The following is a 19,923-nucleotide window of genomic DNA, read 5'->3' as shown; positions in this document are numbered from 1 at the left end:
GCCGCCCTGTCACACGTGCGGTGCACCGCCGTGGATCCGACGGCCCTCGAGCTTCTCGACGTACCGGACGAACCGGTACTTGTCCTCGACGCCGTCGGTGTACCTGCGCTGCTCCGGCGGCCACGACTCCATGCCGGGCTCGATGCGTGCGACGACGTACCCGAGGTCCTCCGCGTCCAGGGACGTGGCGACCTCGCGTCCCAGCTCGGCCTCGTCATGCACCGCCACCGCGTGCGCACAGCCCGCCCCGGCGGCGATGGCCGCCAGGTCGACGCCTGCACTCGTGAGGGTCGGGGCCGATCCGATGCACTCATAGAGCCCGTTGTCGAGGACGACGACGGTCAGGTTGGGAGGCCGCCGGGTCGCCAGGGTCGCGACCGCGCCCAGGTTCATGAGCACCGATCCGTCGGTCTCCAGGGCGACGACCCGGCGATGCGGCAGGGCCAGGGCGAGACCGAGAGCGGTGGAGCTCACGGAGCCGAGGATGCTGAGGGACATCGTGTTGTCCACCTGGCCGGGCCGGACGTTCCACCAGTCGTCGATGAGCCCTCCCACCGACGAGATGAACAGGTCCTCGGGCGTCGTGAGACCAGCGATCACCCGCAGCGCGTCGATGCGCTTCATGCGGCACCACCTTCCGTGCACTCGCCGGTCAGGACCAGGCAGACGGGCCACTGGCTCGCGCCCGCGTGGTCGAAGGCCTTGCGCACCATCGGCTTGAGGTCGTCGATCCGGTCCACTACCCGCATCGGGATGCGCAGCGCCTCCAGCAGGGGGCCCATGACCTGTGCATGGTTGTGGCCCCACCAGTTCGGCTCGCCGAAGTCGCCCCGATAGCTCACCACTATCACCAGCGGCACGTGGTGGGCGAACGCGAACCGCGCGATCGGCTCGCACGCCTGCCGCAGGCCGGAGTTCTCCATGATCATCAGGGCGCGTACGCCGCCGAGGTAGGCGCCGGCGACGATGCCCGGCAGGTCCGCCTCGTTGCTGACCCGGACCAGGTCGATGGCCGGGTCGCGGTCGATCGCGACGTAGACCGACTTGAGGTGGGACTCGGGCAGGGTGCCGACCAGCGACACGCCTGCCTCTCTCAGGGCTTCCACGAACTCCTCGGCGTAGCGAGGAACCGCATCGGTTCCTACTGACTGCTCGTGCGACATCGTCACGCTCTCTCGTTGTCTCTCGGGTGTGGGCTCGACCCCGCCAGGGGCGGCGCCTCGGACAGTTCGGGGACGAGGTCCCAGGGCCGGACAGGCACCCTCACCAGCTCGCGGCCGGAGGCCTCGCGGAGGGCGGCCACGACGGCCGGGGTCGACGAGATGGTCGCCGGCTCCCCGGCTCCCTTGATGCCGTACGGCGCGGCAGGGTCCGGGAACTCCAGGATCTTCAGCCGCATCGGGGGGACGTCGAGCACCGTCGGGATCAGGTAGTCGGTGAAGGAGGGGTTCAGCAGCCGTCCCTCGGAGAGCTGCATCTCCTCCATCATCGCCAGGCCGATGCCCTGCGCACTCCCACCCTCCATCTGGCCCTCCACCGCCTGCGGGTTGATCGCCCGCCCCACGTCCTGGGCGACCGCGAGCTCGACGAGCCTGCTCAGCCCGCTCTCGCGGTCGACGTCGGCCACAGCGCGGTGCGCCGCGAAGATGAACTGCACGTGGGGGTCGCCCTGGCCGTCGGCGTCGAGCCCGGTCGTCGGCTGGTGCTCGAAGCGTCGCTCCTCCTCGACCACGGTGTCCTCGAGCAGCTCCGCCAGGGAGCACAGCCGCTCGGCATGCTCGTCGACGAGCGCTCCCTCCTCGAATGAGACGCCGTGGCCGAACTCGAGCAGCTCGGGGAACCGGTGGCCCAAGCGGTCGTGGGCCAGCTCCAGGAGCTCGAGTCGTACGGCGTCGCACGCCGCCTTGACCGCTCCGCCGGTCATGTACGTCTGGCGGGAGGCCGAGGAGGAGCCCGCCGATCCCACCGTCGAGTCGGCGCCCAGCACGAGCACGTCGTCGATGCCGAGCTCGGTGCGGACGATCTGGGCGACCACGGTGACCAGTCCCTGCCCGACCTCCGACGCGGCGGTCTTCACCTCGGCGACGACTCCCTCGGCGAGCCGTGACACCCGGACCCGGGCGGTGGAGAAGTCACGGACGCCCTCCGGCATGCCGCCCGCCTTGAAGCCGATGCCGTAGCCGACGCCGCGGACGACCGACTCTCCCCGGGTGACGTTGCCGGCGCCTCCGGGCCGCTCTGAGCCGGAGTCGTGCGAGTCACGTTCCGGCGGCATGGGCAGGTCGCGCAGCTCCTCCAGCAGGCGCCGGGCCGGCACCGGGCCGGGCACCCGCTGGCCCGTGGGCATGAGGCCGTCGTCGTCCAGCACGTTCAGCAGCCGCAGCTCGAGGGGGTCCATGCCGAGCTCGCGGGCCAGGCGGTCCATCTGTGCCTCGTGCCCGATCGCCGCCTGCACCGCCCCGAAGCCCCGCATCGCACCGCAGGGCGGGTTGTTGGTGTAGACGACGGTCGCCTGGATGTCGACCGTGGGGCACGCGTAGGGCCCCACGGCGAAGGCAGCGGTGTTGGACACCACGGGGGCCGAGGTCGAGGCGTAGGCGCCTCCGTCCAGCTCGATCGAGCACCGGACGTATCGGAGCCTCCCGTCGAGGTCCGCGCCGTGCTCGTAGCGGAGCACGCCCGGGTGGCGGTGCACGTGGCCGTAGAACGACTCCTCACGCGAGTAGACCATCTTCACCGGCCGGCCCGTGCGGAGCGCCAGGAGGCACAGGTGCGCCTGGAGGGACAGGTCCTCCCGGGCACCGAAGGCCCCGCCGATGCCGGCGAGCCGGACCTGGATCTGCGACGGTGGCAACGCCAGGACCGACGCCAGCTGGTTGCGGTCGGCGTGCAGCCACTGGGTGTTGGCGAAGAGCTCGACACCGCCGTCCGGCAAGCATTGTGCGAGACCGGACTCGGTGCCCAGCGGCGCCTGGTCCTGCATGCCGATCTGGTACTCGCCCCGCACGACCACCGGCGCCGACAGCTCCCGCTCGCCGCGCCGGATCCGCAGGTCGCGGACGACGTTGCCCTGGGGATGGACCAGGACGTCGCCCGCCAGGGCGTCGCGCACCCGGTGGACCACCGGCAGCGGCTCGTAGGAGACGTCCACTGCGGCGGCCGCCCGACGGGCCTGCTCCGGTGTGTCGGCCGCGACGAGCGCGACCGCCTCCCCCTCGAAGCGCACGACGTCGTCTGCCAGGACGGGCTGGTCGGGCACGATCAGCCCGAACGAGTTCGCGCCCGGGATGTCGTCGGCGCGCAGCACGGCGCGCACCCCCTCCATCGCCTGGGCCCGCGCGATGTCGATCCCGAGGATGCGGGCGTGCGGATGCGGGCTCCGCACGGTGACGCCCCAGAGCATCCCCTCGACCCACAGGTCGCTCGAGAACGCGAAGCGTCCGCGCACCTTGAGGTCCCCGTCGGGCCGCGGGACGGAGGCCCCGATCCCGGCGGCGGAGCTCCGGAGGTCCGGACCGGCGGCGGGAGGAGCGATGTCAACGCTCACAGGAGCCTCCCCCGGCGACATGGCACCGCTGGGCGGTCCCGATGGCCTCGAGGATCTTGCGATAGCCGGTGCAGCGGCAGAGGTTGCCCGAGAGCCCCTCGGCCAGGTCGGCGGGACTGGCGTCCGGGTCTCGACGGAGCAGTGCGGTCGCCGACACGACGAAGCCCGGCGTGCAGAACCCGCACTGGACGGCGCCGCCGTCGCGCATGGCTCCCCGGATGGAGGTGGCCAGCGCGTCGTCGTCGAGGCCCTCCACCGTCGTCACCTCGCGGCCCGTGGCCCGCGCGGCCGGCACGAGGCAGGAGCAGACCAGCACGTCGTCGAGGAAGATGCTGCACGAGCCGCACTCACCCTGCTCGCAGGCATTCTTCGAGCCGTAGAGACCGAGTCGCTCGCGGAGGACGAAGAGCAGGCTCTCCCACGGCTCCACGCCGCCGACATCCTCGGACTGCCCGTTGACGTTGAACCTCACGCGTCCTCCCGTGATCGTCGTTCCTGGATGGCCCAGGTGAGGGTGCGGCGCGCCATCACCCGCACCGTGTGCCGGCGGTAGTCAGCCGTGCCGCGTACGTCGTCGATGGGCGTGGCGGCCGCGCCCGTCAGCTCGGCGAACTCGTCGATGTCCGAGGTGGAGACCTCGGGTCGACCGGCACCCTCCGGCCACAGCACCCGCTGGAGGAACTCCTCGGCGACGGGCGCCCTGGTCGGCCGCGGGCCTACGGACCCCAGGCCCACGCCGACCCGTCGGCGACCCCAGTCGACGACCAGTCCGACCGATGCCACGGCGATCACCATCGCGTTCCTGGATCCGACCTTGCTGAAGTGCTGGCTGGAGGCGTCGCTGACGGGCAGGTGCGCGGACCAGATGACCTCGTCGGCCTCCAGCACGCTGTGACCCGGCGAGACGAAGAAGTCGGCGTACGGCACCTCACGCCGGCCCCGCACCGAGCACACCTCCACGACGGCGTCGCCGGCCAGCAGGATCGGGTGCGCGTCGCCCGCGGGCGATGCCGTGGCCATGTTGCCCCCGAGCGTCGCCACCGATCTGATCTGCGGTGACGCCACAGCGCGCGCCGCCGTCGCCAGGCCGGCGAGCTGGCTCCGTGGGTCGCGTTCGAGCCGGGCGAAGGTCACCCCGGCGCCGATCCGGACACCGTCGGAGTCACACACGAGCGCGTCGAGACCGTCGACCGCGCTCACGTCGATGAGCCCGGCGGGCCGCGACCGCCCGAAGTTCACCTCGACCATCAGGTCGGTGCCGCCGGCGACGATCCGCCAGTCCGGGTGCCGGGCCCGCAGCTCCAGCAGCTCGTCCACCGAGCCGGGGCGGGCGTGGCTCATGGCGCCTGGTCGCCGTCGGCGTCCGGCGACTCCTCCGGCGGGAGGGCCGAGCCTGCCGAGCCCGTCTCGCTGAACGCCTCGACGAGGCGGCTCAGCGAGCGGCGGTCCAGCGAGGCCAGGGCCTCCAGGACGACCGGGTCGAGGGCGACCTGATCGCCGGTGCGCTCTGCCTGCAGCAGCAGGCGCGGACCGGCGGACGCCCGGTCGAGCCGCACCGTGACCGCCGCGTACTCGTTGACCAGCTGCGCGATGACGTCGCTCTCGTTCACACGGATTCCTTCGAGTCGGGTCTAGAAGAGGAGGGCGATCTGCGCGAGGTCGGGGCGGTCCACGTCGAGGAAGACCGTGCGACGCGCCAGCCGCAGGTCCCCGCCGACGCGCTGGACGACGTCCTCGCGCAGGGCCGAGACCAGCTGCGGCGGCTCGGGCGTGCGTGATCGCGCCACGAGCTCGTCGCACGAGACGTTCCAGGTCTCTCCGTCGGCGAGGGCCTCGACGCGCACGGCGGTGAGGTGGCGCCGGTGGAAGGCCGGCGGCCGGTCCGCCCACGCGAACTCGCTCGCCAGCCGGTCGAAGCGGAGCCGGAGCGAGTGGATCGACTCCCACGACAGCAGCGACTTGTCGCTGTACGGCGCGGCGCGCGGGTCGTCGCGGAGCTGCGGGTTGGGCATGCGGTACTCGAACTCCTCACCGAGGAGCTGGATCCACTCGGCGTAGCGGTCGGAGTTGAGCAGGTGGGTCTCGTGGTAGATGAACTCGACCACCGCGCCCTCCGGCGAGGAAGGGTCCACGAAGGCAGTCATGTCAGCCCTCCATCAGGTCGAGGTAGTGCTGGTAGAACCACCGCTGGTTCACCTCGGAGATGTCCGATCCGACGATGTTCCCGGGGCCGTCGAACCAGGCCTCGTAGGGCGCGTGGTCGTGGGCCAGGTCGAAGTTCGCGGCCACCCGCGCGCGGGTCTCGACGCCGCTGTTCACCTGCAGCATCCGGCGGAAGTTCTCCATGTCGTCGCTCTCGAAGAACGCGGTGGCACCGTGCTGGCGCTGCATGGTCTTGAACGCCGACTCCTTCCAGTCCTCCGCGTAGTCGGTGGGGGCGACGAGCCAGCAGAGCTCGTCGGTGGTGTCGGGACCGACCGGGTTGAAGACCCTCAGCTGGACCATGGCTGCGTCGACGTCGCCGGGGTCGAACCCACCGGCGCGGGGCGTGTGCAGGAAGGACAGGTTGGGGAAGATGGTCCCGTGCATCACGGTCGAGTTCGCGAACATCTCGACCTGGGCCGGCGAGAGCTGCGAGCGGATCTCGGGCCAGCGCTCCTCGGGGTAGCCGGGGAACGCGATCTCCTCCACGCCGGCCGTGCGCTGGGCCCTGATGGTGTGCCCGTGCTCGAACTGGATGCAGACGCCCTCGGTCGAGCCTGCCTGGCTCCCCATCAGCCCCAGGTCGAACCCGGCTCGGTGGGCGTGGCGTAGGTGGTAGCCGTCGCCGGAGAAGTTGTCGGCCTCGAGCTTCCAGTTGCCCTGGTGGAGGAACCGGAACGCGCCGTACGGTGCCTCCGTCCCGGCGGCGGAGACCCCGAGGAAGCACTCGAGGTAGAACGCCATGTCGCCGAGGTAGTCGCGCAGCGACACCTGGTCGGCGTCGAACGTCGCGAAGAGCAGCCCGTGGAAGGACTCCGTGCGCGCCGCGCGCAGGTTGAACGACGCCTTGTCGAAGTCCGCGCCGTACAGCTCGCGGTAGCGCGGGACGCCGGTCAGCTTGCCGTCGTTGGCGAAGGTCCAGCCGTGGTAGCCGCACCGGAAGTGCGAGGCGTTCCCGACGTCGGCCTTGCAGAGCAGCGTGCCCCGGTGCGTGCAGGAGTTCAGCATGGTGCGCACGTCGCCGGACTCCGTGCGGGACACGATGACCTGGTCGGTCCCCATCAGCCGGGTCACGTAGTCGCCGGGCTCGGGGATCTCGCTCTCGTGGGCCACGAAGAGCCAGCTGTGCCGGAAGATCCGCTCGAGCTCGCTCTCCCAGTCGGACGAGTCGGCGAAGTAGCGCCGCGGGACGGAGAAGGACTGGGTCGGCGCGGCGGCCGCGCCGTTGCCGGTCGAGGAGCTCACGGTGCCTCCGAGGGGAGTGGACGGGCTGTCGTCGACGGTCGTCACGGTTGCCCTCCCTCGCTCAGGAGACCGGCGGTGGCCACGGCGTCCGGCCGGCGCAGCAGCGCCGTCACGTGGCTGCGGATCCTGATGAAGTCGGGATGTGTCTTGGTCGAGATGTGGTCGCGCGGGCGGGCCAGGTCGACGTCGATGACCTCGGCCACGACGCTCGGCGGCTTCGACAGCACGAAGATCCGGTCGGCGAGGTAGACCGACTCGTCGATGTCGTGGGTGACCACCAGCACGGTGATGCCGAGCTCCGACTGGATGCGCATCAGGAGGTCCTCGAGGTCCGCCCGGGTCTGCGCGTCCACCGACGCGAACGGCTCGTCCATGAGCAGCAGCCTCGGGTGCGACGCGAGCGCCCGGGCGATGGCGACCCGCTGCTGCATGCCACCTGACATCTGCCAGGGATAGAGCGTCTCCTTGCCGGCGAGGCCGACCTCCGCGATGGCGTACCTGACCCGCTCCGCCCGTTCGGCGGCCGGCAGCCGGCGGATGGGGAAGGCGATGTTCTTCTCGACCCGCATCCACGGGTAGAGCGAGCGGGAGTAGTCCTGGAACACCATGGCCAGGCCCTCGGGGACACCCTTGACGGGCTTGCCTTCGAAGCGGACCTCGCCGTCGCTGGGCAGGTCCAGGCCCGAGATCATCCGCAGGAGCGTGGTCTTGCCACAGCCCGAGGGACCGACGATCACGCTGATCTTGTGGGCAGGGATCTCGGCATCGATGCTGCGAACGGCCAGGACGTCCCCGTACCGACGCGAGACGCCGGCCAGCAGGAGCTCCGGGTCCCCGGAGTTGAGAACCTCGTCAGTCATGTTGCTCCGTCGCTCCTCTGTGCCAGGCGAGCACTCGTCGCTCGATCAGTTTGAAAACCAGGTTGAAGATCAGTCCCAGGACCACCAGCATCACCAGGACCGACCAGAACGCGCCGTAGTCGAACACTCGCTGCGACTGGACGAGCCGGTAGCCGAGCCCGTTCTCGGACTTCTGGAGCTCGGAGATGATCATCAGGATCAGCGACAGCGACAGCGAGGTCCTGATGCCGGCGAAGATCTTGGGCGAGGCGCCCGGAAGGATGACCCTGAGCAGCACGTCGCGGTCGCGGATCCGGAAGATCTGGGCCGCCTGCGCCCGCACCTGTCCGATCGACGCCACACCGTCGACGGTGTTGAAGAGGATCGGCCAGACGATGCTGAAGGCGATGAGGAGCACCTTCGGCCAGTCCCCCGTCCCGAACAGGAAGAAGAACACGCCCAGCAGGGCCGGCGAGGGCAGCGACCTGCCGAGGTGGATGAGCGGTTGCGTCATCGCCGCGAGGAGCCGGGACACCCCGATCGCCGTGCCGAAGACCACCCCGACCACGATCGCGAGCGCAAGGCCTCCCAGGGCACGCAGGACGCTGGGGATCATGTCGTCGTACGTCGCGTCGCCGAGGAAGAGTCGTGAGGCGTCCGTCGTGAAGAAGTCGCTGAAGAACTGCCGCACTGCGGTGAGCGGGTCGACGACGTAGAGCTGCAGGTCGGGGACGGTCGAGGCCCACCACCACAACGCCACCAGGATCACCGGCACGACGAGGCGCAGCCCCGCTGCCCGAAGAGCTCGGACGGGGCGACCGCGGTCGGCGGCACGGGTCTCCGCCGGCCGCTTCGGCGGCCGAGCGGGACTGTCGACCTCGACGGCGTCGGGGGACGAGCGCACCACTGTCTTGGAGGGACCTTCCGTCACTGAGCCAGTCCCTTCTTCCAACCGAACGCGATGCCGTCGATCTTGGCCATCGCGACGTTCACGACCACACCCAGCAGCCCCGCCACCACGGTCGCGGCGTAGACGAGGTCCAGGCTCGTGGCGTTGGCGGTGTTCTGGAGGATGTAGCCACCGATGCCCGACCCGTTGCCCATCAGCAGCTCGGCGCTGACAGCCACCAGCAGGCCGATCGAGGCAGCGATCCGCACTCCGGTGAAGGCGAACGGGAGGGCGCTGGGGATCTTGATCAGGCAGAGCACGCCCAGGTCGCTGACGCCGAGGGTCTTCGCCGTCATCACCGCGGTCGTGTCGACACCGCGCACGCCGTACAGCGTGTTGAGCAGGATCGGCCACAGGCACGAGAGCGCGACGGTGAGCGACAGCGGCAGCATCCCCTGACCGATGAGGACGACGAGGATCGGGCCGACCGCCACGGACGGCAGGACCCGGAAGGCCTCGACCGGCCACTCGAACGCCAGGAAGACATGGGTGAAGGCACCCATGAGCCCACCCAGGACGACGCCTACGATCGCCGCGATGGCCAGGCCGAGCATCCACTCGACGAGGGTGAACCTGATGGCCTCCCAGAAGACGCCGTCTTGAAGCAGGGAGACGACGCCGTCCGCCACCTGGCTGGGCACGGGCAGGCCCGGGACGTCGATGATCCCGGACCGCAGCACGACCTCGGCGACCAGGGCGCTACCGAGCACGCCCAGCAGGCCGAGCCCGAACTCGGTCCTGCCGCTGTACGGGTCGTGTAGCAGCTTCATCCTGCTATCCCTCTCGTGATGGCCGTCGGCTGTCCTGCGGGTGGCGGGCGAGGACCCTGAGTCCTCGCCCGCCCCCGCTGCGTCACGGCTGGTAGAAGTGCGCGTCCACGTCGTAGTCGTCGCCGATCAGGTTCTGGCCGGCCAGGAGGTCCGCCAGGCGCCCGACCTCGTCGGGGTTGGGAGCGTCGAAGTACGTCGGGAGCTTCATGTTCGCAGCGACCTCCGCCGGGACGTCGGCGATGCCGGGCAGCCAGTCGCGCAGCTCGTCCTCGTTGGCCGCGAGGTCGCCGCCGGCGGCGTAGATGGCCTCGGCGAACGCCTTCGTGGTCTTCGGGTTCTCGTCGACGAATCGCGAGCCACAGACGAAGGCTGCGGCCGGCAGCGCCTTGTTGGGGCCTGTGGTCAGGTCGACCACCTCACGGAGGCCCGCTCCGAGAGCGGCCGAGCGGAAGGGCTCGGGCGTGTGCGTGGCGTCGATCGAACCGGCCTTGACGCCGTCGATCATCTCGCCGAACGGGACCTCGACGAAGTCGACGTCGATGTCGATGCCCTCGTCGTCGAGAAGGTTGTAGAAGGCGACGTCGCCGACGTTGTTGGTGGTGTTGACGCCGATCGTCGCACCGTCCAGGTCCTCGATCGTCTTGATGGGCGAGTCGTCGGCCACCATGATGACGTTGCTCTGGTCACCCAGCGCGGAGGACAGCGCGACCATGTCGACCGGCACGCCGCCGTCCTGCGCCACGAGCGTTGCGATCGTGTTCGCGAAGCTGCAGTCGATGTCGCCCGCCACCGCGCTCTGGATGCCCACCGGGCCGCCGGCGATCGGCTCGAGGGTGACGTCGAGACCGGCGTCCTCGAAAAAGCCGTGGTCCTTGGCCCAGTAGACGGCCGCGTAGTCGGCGAGTGGGAGAACGCCGACCTTCAGCTCGGTCTTCTCGAGCCCGGAGCCGCTGGTGTCGGCGTTCGCCTCGTCGCCGGAGTCGGAGCAGCCGGCGAGCAGCAGCACCAGGGCGGCGGCGGCCGCCGCGGTCAGGGGAATACGCATCGTGCGTGCCTTTCGATCAAGGGTGACGCAGCCAAGACCCGTGCCGGTGCCCGCGATCCGATCAGTGTGACGATGATCGGCTCGATTCGGATGTCTTGATCGCATTGTGACTGTGATGTTCACAATTCACAGACGCGATGTCAAGGGTTTCGCCGGCGCTGAGTGCCTGCCTGCCGGAGATTTGTCATGGCCTCGGGTGCATCAGCAGACAAGGCGCCACGGTCGGCCGCCATGAGGCGTCGCGGATACCCACCGCCCGTCCCAAGTGAGAGACCTGGGGCGTGCGTGCAGCGGTGCCGTCGCGCAGGGGCAGCACTGCGGGCGCAGCGCTGCCGCGCCCGCCTGTCACAGGCGCACGGAGGGTCTCTCGGCCGTCCGCGGCCCAGTGGTCAGGGCAGCGGGCGCCCGACTGGTCGACGGCCGGCTGTCACCGGTAGGGAATGGCGGTGTATTTCATCTCCAGGAACTCGCGCATGCCCTCGGCGGCCCCCTCGCGTCCGATCCCGGACTGCTTGACCCCGCCGAACGGCGCTGCCGGGTCGGAGACGACACCGCGATTCAGCCCGACCATGCCGGACTTGAGCCGCCGTGACACCGCCAGACCTCGGTCGAGGTCCCGCGTGTAGAGGTAGGAGATGAGGCCGAACTCGCTGTCGTTGGCCAGGGCCACGGCCTCCGCATCGTCCTTGAACCGGACGATCGGGGCGACCGGGCCGAAGATCTCGTGCCGCAGGATGTCGGCGTCCGGCCTGACGTCCGTGAGCACCGTGGCCCGGTAGGAGTACCCGGGCAGCCCTTCCGACCCGCCGCCCACGGAGACCGTCGCGCCCGCTCCGACAGCAGCGTCCACGAGGTCGGCCACCTTCTGCTGGGTCGCCAGGTTCACGAGCGGCCCGAGCTCGACGCCCTCGTCGAGGCCGTTGCCATGACGCACGGCCCCCATCCGCTCGCTGAACGCGGCCACGAAGTCGTCGGCCACCCGATCGGACACGTAGATCCGGTTCGCGGCCGTGCACGCCGAGCCGCCGTTGCGCAGCTTCGCGACCATCAGGCCGTCCACCGCCGCATCGAGATCCGCATCGTCGAGGACGACGAACGGCGCATTGCCCCCGAGCTCCATGGACGTGCGGACGACGTTGCGGGCGGCCACGGACAGCAGCGTGCGCCCGACCTCGGTCGAGCCCGTGAAGGAGAGAGCCCGGACCCGCGGGTCGCCCAGTGCGTGCTCGACCAGCTCGCCGGCCCGTCGCGTGCAGACGATGTTGAGCACGCCGTCGGGCAGGCCCGCGCGGGCGAGGAGGTCGGCGATCGCCAGTGCGGTGAGCGGGGTCTCGGCGGCCGGCTTCAGCACCGCGGTGCAGCCCGCGGCCAGGGCCGGGGCGATCTTCCGGGTCGCCATCGCGGCGGGATAGTTCCACGGCGTGATGAGCAGCGAGATGCCGATCGGCTCCTCGGTGACCATGATCCAGTTCTGGCCGTTCGGGGATCGCCGCATGTCGCCGTGTCCGCGCACGGCCTCCTCGCCGAACCATCGGAAGAACTCGGCCGCGTAGGCGACCTCGTTGCGAGCGTCGGGCAGCGCCTTGCCGTTCTCGCGGACGATCAGCCGCGCGATGTCCTCGGCCTCCTCGGTCATCAGCTCCCAGGCGCGCCGCAGGATGACCGACCGCTCGCGCGCCGGCGTCTCGGCCCACGTCTCGTGGACGCTGTCGGCGGCGTCGATCGCGGCCGCCATGTCCTCGACGGAGCCGTCAGCGACGTGCCCGAGGGTCTCCATGGTCGCCGGGTCGATCACCTCGAACTCGCCGTGCTCACCGAGCGTTCCGCGCCACTGTCCACCGATCCACAGTCCGGTCTGCATTCAGAATCTCCTCAGAGGTTGCGCTTGATGTCGGTCAGGCTCTCGATGACGCGTCCGTCGCCACCGACTGCATCCATGGCATCGATGATGGCCTTGGCCAGCACGAGGTCCTGCTCCGGTGAGCCGATCGACTTGTAGAGCGTCGTCCCGGCTGCCTGGCCGCCGGGCTCGGCGATGTAGTCGCCCAGCGTCCTGACCCGGGACCGGTCCAGTCCGAGGGCCACGGCCTCGAGGGCGTCGCCCGACTCCTCGAGGACGTCGGGCGTGTCGACGACGAGCACGCTCGCGCCGGTCAGGACGGCGCCGGGCAGCTCGCGCTGGTCGGGCATGGTGGACCCGATCGAGAGCACCAGCGGCACGTCGGCAAGATCGGCCGCCCCGACGACGACGTGTCGTGAGCCCGTGGCCAGGTAGACGACGTCGACGTCGTTCGCGGCCGCCTCTGGGCTCGCGACCGGCAGCACGGCGATCTCGAGCTCCTGGCTCATCTCCTCCGCGAAGGCGACCCGGTTGGCCTCCTGGCGGCTCGTCACGTGCGCGACCTTGACCGGGAGCGTGCTCGCGAGGGCCCGCAGTCCCGCCCGCGCCTCGGCTCCCGAGCCGATCACGCCGACCGTCAGCGGTCGCCCCGGCTCCCCGAGGTACGCCGTCGCGGCGGCTGCCGCGCTCGCGGCCGTCCTCATGGTCGTGATGAGGGAGGCGTCGACGACACCCAGCGGCCGCCCGTCGTCGGTGGAGAAGAGGTGGATCGCGTAGCGCAGCACGCCGCCGGGCGAGTAGTGGAACTCCTTGTAGCCGAACACCCCGAGAGAGGGCAGCGTCGCCGCCAACACCCGCATCCAGCCACCGGGCAGCGCCAGGTTCAACCGCTTGACGGCCGAGTCGGGCTGGCGGCGGACGTCGGCGGCCACGCGGGCGGCGGTGAGCGCGAGGTCGGCCGTGCCGTAGCGGAGCACCTCTGACGCGGTCACGACCCGGACCTTGGTCAGGTCGGCCTCGATCATGAAGGGCACCGACCGCGGAAGAACTCGGTGTCGGGCTCGTCGGTGACGTCCATGCCGCTCGCGACGGCGGCCGCACGCAGGGTGCGCATCTGACGGTCGAGGAGCCGCATGTGCGGCGGGCGGACCGGACCGCCGTTGAAGCCCTGAAGCCATCCCTGGTACTTCCACAGCATGCGGTGCACGAACACCGTGCCGCCGTTCGCCTCCTTCATCAGCGAACCGGTCGCCTGCCGAGCCGGGTGGATGCGCCAGTAGATCTCCATCGCCTCGTCGTAGCGCTCGGGATCCTGGAGGAGGTCGAAGTACCTCGGCACCTCGGCGCCGAAGTACTCGTAGTTCGAGGTGCCCATCCACGGCATGCCGTACAGGCTCGTCCAAGCGGGCGAGTTCATCTCGAGCGGGTCTGCGACCAGGACCCGGTCGGAGAACCGGCGGAAGACGTCGGAGATGCCGGCCACGCCCGGCTCGGCCACCTCGTTCTTGATGGCGACGACGTTCGGCGATCCTTCGACCAGCTGCTCGAGCCAGTCCACGGCGAAGCCCGAGGGGTGCAGCCGCTCGAAGTTCCACAGGTTCATCGCGAAGACGATGAGCCCGAGGTGGCTCGCGTCGGCGAGCGCCTTCGTGTACGCGACCACCTCCTCACCCTGCTGGGGGTAGAACCCGATCGGGTACGACGGCATGACCAGGTCGACGCCCGCGTCCGCGGCGTAGCGGATGAGGTCCACGTTCGCCTCGACCGTCGGCTCGGCGGCCTGGAGGACGGTGACCATGTCGCCGCTCTCTGCGACCGAGAGGTCGATGAAGCGTCGCAGCTCCACGGGCGTGGTCCCGCACTCGGCGACGATGAGGAATCCGCTGAAGCCGAGCTCTCTCTCGCGCTGGATGTCGTGCACGATGCCGGCCTCGTTCAGGCCGGACATGTCGGCCGTGAACGACGGCATCACGCATCCGGTGACGCCTCGGAGGTGCTCGAGCGCCCAGGACCGGGCCTCACCAGCTTTGTACTTGGCCACGGGGGCTCACTTTCTCTGGTCGTGGGCAGGAGCCCATCTGGGACGGTTCGTCAGTCGACGGTTCTGATGGCCCTGACCGGGCAGGCCTCGAGCGCCTTGCGAGCCACGTCCTCGTGCTCGGCGGGCACGACGCCGTCGGCGAGCGCGGCCGCGTAGCCGAAGTCGTCGAGCTCGAAGACCTCCGGGGCGATCTCTGCGCAGGTCCCGTAGGCCTCGCACTTGGTGGAGTCGACCAGCACCTTCATGTCGGCACCTCTCTTCGTCGTTGGGTTCAGGGCACCGAGACCCGGAACCGGGTGTCGTTGGCGGGAAGGCCGGCGCCGGAGAGGCACAGGCCGCAGGACTCGTGGAGGTGGCGGTCGACGACGTCGCCGAAGTGAGCCAGGAGGCTCCCGACGACAGCCGCGGCACCGTCGAGGGCGGCGCACGACCCCCGGCCGGGGAGCATCTGCGACCACCGGGCCAGGTTGGAGCGGTCGTCCTCGGTGGGGGTGCCGGCACCGAGTCGCCCGAGCGCCTGATGCATCGCGGCGGTGCCCTTGAAGCAGGAGCCGCACTGGTGGGCGTTCTCGCGGTCGAAGAAGCCGAGCACGTCGGTGGCGACGTCGACCGGGCAGCTGCCGGGGAGGACGAGGAACGACCCGCAGCCCAGCCCGGTTCCGGCATCGTGCAGCTCGTCGAACCCCAGGGGGACGTCGAGCGCGCCGGGTGGCATGAAGCCCGAGAAGAACCCTCCGGCCAGGATCGGCGCGCCCTCCAGGCTCCCGAGGTCCAGCGTCGTGTCGATGACGTCGCGCAGGCGCTGGTGGCTGTCCGCCTCGACCAGGACGGCGCGTTCGGGACCCACCAGGGTCAGCAGGAAGCGGCTCGCAGACTCCAGCCCGCCGGGACCCCGCGAGCCGGCGTGCCACAGCTGCGCGACCCTGGCCAGGGTCTCGACGTTCATGACGGCGGTGGGCAGACCGCCGACCCCACTCTCGAAGGGTCGTGGCGGCTTCTGGACCGGCAGCGCCGGGCCGCCGTCGAGCGCTCGGACGACGGCGGTCTCCTCCCCGCTCACGTAACGGCGGGGTGCCATGAACAGGCGCGTCTGGGCGTCGTCCCGCTCGATCAGGGCCCGGCGTACGGCGTGCTCCGAGCCTGGATCGGACAGGTACACGGTCGACGAGGTCGCGCCGAGCGCGTCGCGGACGACGGCCAGGCCCTCCAGCACGAGGTGCGGCCGGCGTCGTAGCAGGTAGCGGTCCTTGGCGCTGGCGGGCTCGCCCTCCTCGCCGTTCGCGACCACGGCGACCGGACCGAGGGCGGCACCTGCGGCGACCGTCTCGACCTTGCGCCAGGCGGGGAACCCCGCTCCTCCTCGGCCGCGCAGGTCGGAGGCCCTGAGCAGGTCGACCAGTGCGGCTGCCGAGGGGGCGGGCAGCACGGGGTGCCCGGCGCGGAACCTGGTGAGATCCTCTCGCGGCCCCGGCTGCCCGAGCAGGCCAGGTTCGGCCCAGGAGTCGTCGGAGGGCACCACCTCGACGGTCCTTCCGTCGGCCACGAGCTCGTCAAGCAACGGAGAGTCCTCCGTCGGGACGCAGCACGTGACCCGTGAGCCCGGCGCTCTGGCTCGTCAGCAGGAAGACGTAGTGGGAGACGAGATCCTCGGGGCTGAGGATCGTCCGGAGCGGGTTGAGGTTGCGGATGTCGGCGACCACGCGGTCGACGTCCTCGTAGACCCTGTTCAGCTCCCGGGTCGGCGACACCCGGCTCAGCGGCGTGACGACGCCTCCGGGGGCGACCGCGTTGACCCGGACGTCGGGTGCGAGCTGGGCGGCGATCGACCGGACCGCGCCGAGAGCCGCGTGCTTGGATGCCGCGTAGGCCACGCCCGCCCCGTTGCCGGAGACGACGTACGACGCGTCGGACAGCGTGAAGACCATGACTCCGCCTGCGGCGACCACCGCATCCGCTGCGGCACACGCACCCACCAGGTAGCCCACCACGTTGACATCGAGGACCGTCCTGGCGAGGTCGCGCATGTCGGCAGGCTCGAGGTCCTGGATCCGGGACCCGCCGTCGTGGACACCGGCGTTCCCGATGAAGGCGTGAAGGGCGCCGTACTCACGCACGGCCAGCTCGACGGCGCGCTGGTTCGCGTCCGGGTCGGTCACGTCGCCGACCACGCGGTGGTGCTCGCCTGCAGCGGCGCGCTCGTCCGCGGGCGACTCAGCCGCTTCGAGCGGGGTGCGGTCGAGCTCGACCACATGACAGCCGAAGCCACGCAGGGCGTGGGACAGGGCGAGGCCGATGCCCGAGGCGGCGCCGGTGAGCACCACGACCCGGCCAGCGAGCTCGTGAGCGCTCTGGACGTCCTGGACGGCGTGGCCTGGCTCCTCCACGGTGACCGCTCCTCCCACGAACATTGCGAACACTATGCTCGCATTGTGAACTTAATGCTCGCATCGGCTCGGCGAGGGTGTCAAGCAACCCGGACCCGGCTCGGTATCGACGCGGCCGATGAGCGGCATCACCACGCGTTGGTGGACTGCCCGCGCGTGGCCTACCTAGGGTCACGACCAACTGAAGGAGCACCATGACCACGCCCAGAAGCCTGATCACCCACCTGCGCCACGTCGGGATCGCCGCCCCCGACTTCGCCGCGGCGTCCGAGTTCTACCGGACCACGTGGGGACTGACCCAGGTCGACGAGGACGGCGGCATCGCCTTCTTCGGCTCGCCGGCGTCGCCGGAGAGCTACATCCTGCGGGTCCGCAAGGACGCGTCGAAGCGGCTCGACCTCGTCGCGTTCGGCGCCGCGAACCGGGCCGACGTCGACACCCTCGCCGAGCGACTGGCCGCGGGTGGGGTCACCTTGGACCGCGCCCCCGACACGCTGGGCACGCCCGGTGGCGGCTACGGATTCCGTTTCTTCGACCCCGACGGCCGGCTGATCGAGGTGTCGAGCGACGTCGCCGAACGGCCCGCTCGCCCGCTCGAGCCCGGCGAGTCCATTCCTCGGAAGCTGAGCCACGTCGTCTTCAACAGCACCGACGTCCCCGCCACCAAGCGGTTCTACGAGCAGCTGATGGGCCTGCGGCTCTCCGACTGGCTCGCGGACCAGATGTGCTTCCTCCGCAGCGGCGCGGATCACCACATCCTCGCGATCGCGCGAGGACCGCACGTCTCCCTCAACCACATCTCGTTCGAGATGCGGGGCATCGACGAGTACATGCGAGGCACCGGGCGGCTGCTCCGCAGCGGGCACGACATCGTCTGGGGGCCGGGTCGCCACGGACCGGGCGACAACACGTTCTCGTACTTCTTCGATCCCAACGGCAACATCATGGAGTACACCACCGAGCTCGAGACCATCCCGGACGAGCAGACCTGGGTGCCCCGCGTCTTCGAGATCAACGACGAGAACTCCGACCAGTGGGGGACGGCGAACCCCATCACCGAGGTCATGATCCCCGCGCAGTTCAACGACCCCGACCAGGGGCTGTGGACTACGTCGCCGGTCTGACGCAGTATTTCCCGGACGGCTCACGCGCCGGCGGCCTCCCTCGAGGAAGGGCCGGGCCTCCGGTCGCATCCGCCTGATTGACTCGACCAACTGCTCATATTGCGGCTACCCTGACCGCGCGGCGAGCGACCTCGGGCCCGATCCTTCCGCGCATCGGGCCTCCAGGCGTCCCGGGTCGCGACGTGAACGGACAGGACGGATCGCTGATGACTGATACGACACCCGCCCAGCCCAAGGGCCCGCACGTGAAGTCCCTCTCGCGGAGCACCCTGATCATGCGGGTGCTGGCGGACCGGCCGATGCGCCCGACTGACCTGTCGCGCGAGCTCGACAAGCCCTGGGCGACGATCTACAGGTCGGTGCGGGTGCTCACCGAGGAGGGCATGCTCCAGCGCGATCCCGACACGGGCGAGTACTCCATCGGTCCGATGATGTGGAGCCTCGCGACCACCTACATCCGCGACCACGCCGTCCTCGGCGTCGGCCTCGGCCACCTCGAGCAGGCGCTCCCCCAGATCCCCGGGCTGCTCAAGGTCACCGAGCGCAGCGGGCCGAACACGGTCACGCTCTTCGCGGAGCAGAACTCCCAGGCCGCCACGGTCACCCGGATCCGGGAGCAGTACCGACTCCCGCTGCACGCCGCCTCCTTCGGGCTGGTGCTGCTCGCCCATGCGCCGGATGACTTCGTCGAGACCTACCTCGCACGTCCCCTGCAGCAGGTCAGTCCCCGCACCACCACGGACCCGGCCGCCCTCAGGGAGCGGCTCAACGAGGTGCGCGAGCACGGCTTCGCCGCGTCCCGGGCGGAGCTGCAGGACGACAACGGGTCGCTGTCGGTGCCGCTGCGCCGCAAGCACGGCGAGGTCGTCGCCGCGCTGACCAGCGTTCTCCCACTGGCGATCTTCGACGACACCGACCAGCGCGCCGAGCAGCTGCGCCTCCTGCGCGACACCGCGGTGCGCATCTCCGAGGCGCTCGGCTGGCGCGCCTCCTACGCGACCTGAGACCCACGGTCGCCGGTCCCACGGAACGTCGGGCCGATCCCAGGATCGGCCGCGGCGGTCCGCCTGTCGTCGCGCCCCCTAATCGAGCTCCATGCTCGTGATATGAATATCGTGGTTGCATAGCGAACGTTCCCGGACGGTTGGACCCCGATGAAATCGTTGTCTCGCAGCACGCTCATCCTGCGCGCCCTGGCGGAACGTCCCCGGCGGCCGAGCGAGCTGTCCCGCGAGCTCGGAAAGCCCTGGGCCACCATCTACCGGACGGTGCGCGTTCTGACCGACGAGGAGATCCTCCGGCGGGACCCCGACACCGGCGCCTACGCGCTCGGGCCGACGATGTGGTCGCTGGCGAGCACCTACGGCCGCGACCACGCGGTGCTCGGCGTCGGCCTGGGGTACCTCGAGCAGATGCTGCCGCAGGTGCCGGGGCTGCTGAAGGTGACGGAGCGCTGCGCCGGGGAGGCCGTGACCCTCTTCAACGAGCAGAACCCCCAGGCCACCTCGGTCAGGAGGATCCACGCGCAGTACCGGCTGCCCCTGCACGGCGCCTCCTTCGGCCACGTGCTGCTCGCCCACTCGGACGAGGAGTTCCTCGAGGAGTACCTGAGCCTGCCGCTGCCCCGGGTCACCCCCGGCACGATCACCGATGCCGAGGCGCTCCGGGAGCGGGTCGCCCAGATCCGCGAGCACGGGTACGCGATCTCGCGCGGCGAGCTCCAGGCGGGCAACAGCTCGGTCTCGGCGCCCATCTTCAGCCGTCGCCCTGGCGCGATCGCCGCGCTGAGCGTCGTCGTACCGATCGAGGTGGTCGAGCAGCAGGAGCGCTGCGACGAGCTGGTGCGCCTCGTGCGCACCACCGCACTCCTGATCTCGGAGTCGCTGGGCTGGCGCTCCTACCACCCCGGCCATCCCACCGGGTCGGCCCACGCCTGA

21 protein-coding genes are annotated in these 19,923 nt (G+C 70.5%); 3 read left to right on the top strand and 18 right to left on the bottom strand.

Annotation, left to right across the window (positions count from 1 at the left end; all coding sequences use genetic code 11):
* Positions 1-9: 9 nt before the first annotated feature.
* From ACP7BP_RS06445 to ACP7BP_RS06360, 18 genes are all read right to left on the bottom strand, one after another.
* Positions 10-624, bottom strand: coding sequence for a thiamine pyrophosphate-dependent enzyme (locus ACP7BP_RS06445; RefSeq protein WP_426243636.1), 615 nt, complete (start codon positions 622-624; stop codon positions 10-12).
* Positions 621-1,169 carry a hypothetical protein gene (locus tag ACP7BP_RS06440; protein WP_426243634.1) on the bottom strand — a complete coding sequence of 183 codons (549 nt, stop codon included), beginning with the start codon at positions 1,167-1,169 and terminating at the stop codon, positions 621-623. Before ACP7BP_RS06440 ends, ACP7BP_RS06445 begins: the two co-directional genes overlap by 4 nt.
* Positions 1,166-3,547: a xanthine dehydrogenase family protein molybdopterin-binding subunit gene (locus ACP7BP_RS06435; protein WP_426243632.1), complete on the bottom strand. Its 2,382-nt coding sequence runs from the start codon at positions 3,545-3,547 to the stop codon at positions 1,166-1,168. Before ACP7BP_RS06435 ends, ACP7BP_RS06440 begins: the two co-directional genes overlap by 4 nt.
* Complete coding sequence (locus ACP7BP_RS06430; protein ID WP_426243630.1) at positions 3,537-4,019, bottom strand: (2Fe-2S)-binding protein; 483 nt, start codon at positions 4,017-4,019, stop codon at positions 3,537-3,539. Before ACP7BP_RS06430 ends, ACP7BP_RS06435 begins: the two co-directional genes overlap by 11 nt.
* Positions 4,016-4,888: an FAD binding domain-containing protein gene (locus tag ACP7BP_RS06425; RefSeq protein WP_426243628.1), complete on the bottom strand. Its 873-nt coding sequence runs from the start codon at positions 4,886-4,888 to the stop codon at positions 4,016-4,018. The genes ACP7BP_RS06430 and ACP7BP_RS06425 overlap by 4 nt, the downstream gene beginning before the upstream one ends.
* A complete protein-coding gene (locus tag ACP7BP_RS06420; RefSeq protein ID WP_426243626.1) occupies positions 4,885-5,157 on the bottom strand; it encodes a hypothetical protein in 273 nt (90 codons plus the stop codon). Before ACP7BP_RS06420 ends, ACP7BP_RS06425 begins: the two co-directional genes overlap by 4 nt.
* Before the next feature lie 21 nt (positions 5,158-5,178).
* Positions 5,179-5,691, bottom strand: coding sequence for an aromatic-ring-hydroxylating dioxygenase subunit beta (locus tag ACP7BP_RS06415; RefSeq protein ID WP_426243624.1), 513 nt, complete (start codon positions 5,689-5,691; stop codon positions 5,179-5,181).
* Between the two features lies 1 nt (position 5,692).
* The gene (locus ACP7BP_RS06410; RefSeq protein ID WP_426243622.1) at positions 5,693-7,039 is read right to left on the bottom strand and encodes an aromatic ring-hydroxylating oxygenase subunit alpha; all 1,347 of its coding nucleotides are present in this window, start codon (positions 7,037-7,039) and stop codon (positions 5,693-5,695) included.
* The gene (locus tag ACP7BP_RS06405; protein WP_426243620.1) at positions 7,036-7,854 is read right to left on the bottom strand and encodes an ABC transporter ATP-binding protein; all 819 of its coding nucleotides are present in this window, start codon (positions 7,852-7,854) and stop codon (positions 7,036-7,038) included. Before ACP7BP_RS06405 ends, ACP7BP_RS06410 begins: the two co-directional genes overlap by 4 nt.
* Entirely contained in the window at positions 7,847-8,764 is a 918-nt protein-coding gene (locus ACP7BP_RS06400; RefSeq protein WP_426243618.1) for an ABC transporter permease, read from the bottom strand. The genes ACP7BP_RS06405 and ACP7BP_RS06400 overlap by 8 nt, the downstream gene beginning before the upstream one ends.
* Positions 8,761-9,552: an ABC transporter permease gene (locus ACP7BP_RS06395; RefSeq protein ID WP_426243616.1), complete on the bottom strand. Its 792-nt coding sequence runs from the start codon at positions 9,550-9,552 to the stop codon at positions 8,761-8,763. Before ACP7BP_RS06395 ends, ACP7BP_RS06400 begins: the two co-directional genes overlap by 4 nt.
* Positions 9,553-9,634: 82 nt before the next feature.
* Positions 9,635-10,597, bottom strand: a complete 963-nt coding sequence (locus ACP7BP_RS06390) for an ABC transporter substrate-binding protein (protein WP_426243614.1) — start codon at positions 10,595-10,597, stop codon at positions 9,635-9,637.
* Positions 10,598-11,024: 427 nt separating this feature from the next.
* Positions 11,025-12,458, bottom strand: coding sequence for an NAD-dependent succinate-semialdehyde dehydrogenase (locus ACP7BP_RS06385; RefSeq protein ID WP_426243612.1), 1,434 nt, complete (start codon positions 12,456-12,458; stop codon positions 11,025-11,027).
* Positions 12,459-12,469: 11 nt separating this feature from the next.
* A complete protein-coding gene (locus ACP7BP_RS06380; RefSeq protein ID WP_426243610.1) occupies positions 12,470-13,462 on the bottom strand; it encodes an ornithine cyclodeaminase in 993 nt (330 codons plus the stop codon).
* Entirely contained in the window at positions 13,459-14,478 is a 1,020-nt protein-coding gene (locus tag ACP7BP_RS06375; protein ID WP_426243608.1) for a dihydrodipicolinate synthase family protein, read from the bottom strand. The genes ACP7BP_RS06380 and ACP7BP_RS06375 overlap by 4 nt, the downstream gene beginning before the upstream one ends.
* A gap of 50 nt (positions 14,479-14,528) precedes the next feature.
* Positions 14,529-14,723: a ferredoxin gene (locus ACP7BP_RS06370; protein ID WP_426243606.1), complete on the bottom strand. Its 195-nt coding sequence runs from the start codon at positions 14,721-14,723 to the stop codon at positions 14,529-14,531.
* A gap of 26 nt (positions 14,724-14,749) precedes the next feature.
* Positions 14,750-16,036, bottom strand: a complete 1,287-nt coding sequence (locus ACP7BP_RS06365; protein WP_426243604.1) for an NADH-ubiquinone oxidoreductase-F iron-sulfur binding region domain-containing protein — start codon at positions 16,034-16,036, stop codon at positions 14,750-14,752.
* Complete coding sequence (locus ACP7BP_RS06360; protein WP_426243602.1) at positions 16,029-16,862, bottom strand: SDR family oxidoreductase; 834 nt, start codon at positions 16,860-16,862, stop codon at positions 16,029-16,031. The genes ACP7BP_RS06365 and ACP7BP_RS06360 overlap by 8 nt, the downstream gene beginning before the upstream one ends.
* Positions 16,863-17,056: 194 nt before the next feature.
* Between ACP7BP_RS06360 and ACP7BP_RS06355 the strand changes: the two genes are divergently transcribed.
* The 3 genes from ACP7BP_RS06355 (at position 17,057) to ACP7BP_RS06345 (ending at position 19,923) form a co-directional block, all read left to right on the top strand.
* Positions 17,057-17,986: a VOC family protein gene (locus ACP7BP_RS06355; protein WP_426243600.1), complete on the top strand. Its 930-nt coding sequence runs from the start codon at positions 17,057-17,059 to the stop codon at positions 17,984-17,986.
* A 206-nt stretch (positions 17,987-18,192) separates the two neighbouring features.
* The gene (locus ACP7BP_RS06350; protein WP_426243598.1) at positions 18,193-18,990 is read left to right on the top strand and encodes an IclR family transcriptional regulator; all 798 of its coding nucleotides are present in this window, start codon (positions 18,193-18,195) and stop codon (positions 18,988-18,990) included.
* A gap of 150 nt (positions 18,991-19,140) precedes the next feature.
* Entirely contained in the window at positions 19,141-19,923 is a 783-nt protein-coding gene (locus tag ACP7BP_RS06345; RefSeq protein ID WP_426243596.1) for an IclR family transcriptional regulator, read from the top strand.

It is taken from the genome of Nocardioides sp. LHG3406-4, assembly GCF_049897745.1.
Classification (GTDB): domain Bacteria; phylum Actinomycetota; class Actinomycetes; order Propionibacteriales; family Nocardioidaceae; genus Nocardioides.
Note: the sequence above shows the minus strand (reverse complement) of the source record. Positions and strands in the feature narration are given on the sequence as shown.

Coding starts and splice junctions, on each gene's coding strand:
- ACP7BP_RS06445 (WP_426243636.1), bottom strand. CDS start 624: ATGAAGCGCATCGACGCGCTGCGGGTGATCGCTGGTCTCACGACGCCC.
- ACP7BP_RS06350 (WP_426243598.1), top strand. CDS start 18,193: ATGACTGATACGACACCCGCCCAGCCCAAGGGCCCGCACGTGAAGTCC.
- ACP7BP_RS06405 (WP_426243620.1), bottom strand. CDS start 7,854: ATGACTGACGAGGTTCTCAACTCCGGGGACCCGGAGCTCCTGCTGGCC.
- ACP7BP_RS06415 (WP_426243624.1), bottom strand. CDS start 5,691: ATGACTGCCTTCGTGGACCCTTCCTCGCCGGAGGGCGCGGTGGTCGAG.
- ACP7BP_RS06355 (WP_426243600.1), top strand. CDS start 17,057: ATGACCACGCCCAGAAGCCTGATCACCCACCTGCGCCACGTCGGGATC.
- ACP7BP_RS06395 (WP_426243616.1), bottom strand. CDS start 9,552: ATGAAGCTGCTACACGACCCGTACAGCGGCAGGACCGAGTTCGGGCTC.
- ACP7BP_RS06345 (WP_426243596.1), top strand. CDS start 19,141: ATGAAATCGTTGTCTCGCAGCACGCTCATCCTGCGCGCCCTGGCGGAA.
- ACP7BP_RS06380 (WP_426243610.1), bottom strand. CDS start 13,462: ATGATCGAGGCCGACCTGACCAAGGTCCGGGTCGTGACCGCGTCAGAG.
- ACP7BP_RS06390 (WP_426243614.1), bottom strand. CDS start 10,597: ATGCGTATTCCCCTGACCGCGGCGGCCGCCGCCGCCCTGGTGCTGCTG.
- ACP7BP_RS06370 (WP_426243606.1), bottom strand. CDS start 14,723: ATGAAGGTGCTGGTCGACTCCACCAAGTGCGAGGCCTACGGGACCTGC.
- ACP7BP_RS06425 (WP_426243628.1), bottom strand. CDS start 4,888: ATGAGCCACGCCCGCCCCGGCTCGGTGGACGAGCTGCTGGAGCTGCGG.
- ACP7BP_RS06385 (WP_426243612.1), bottom strand. CDS start 12,458: ATGCAGACCGGACTGTGGATCGGTGGACAGTGGCGCGGAACGCTCGGT.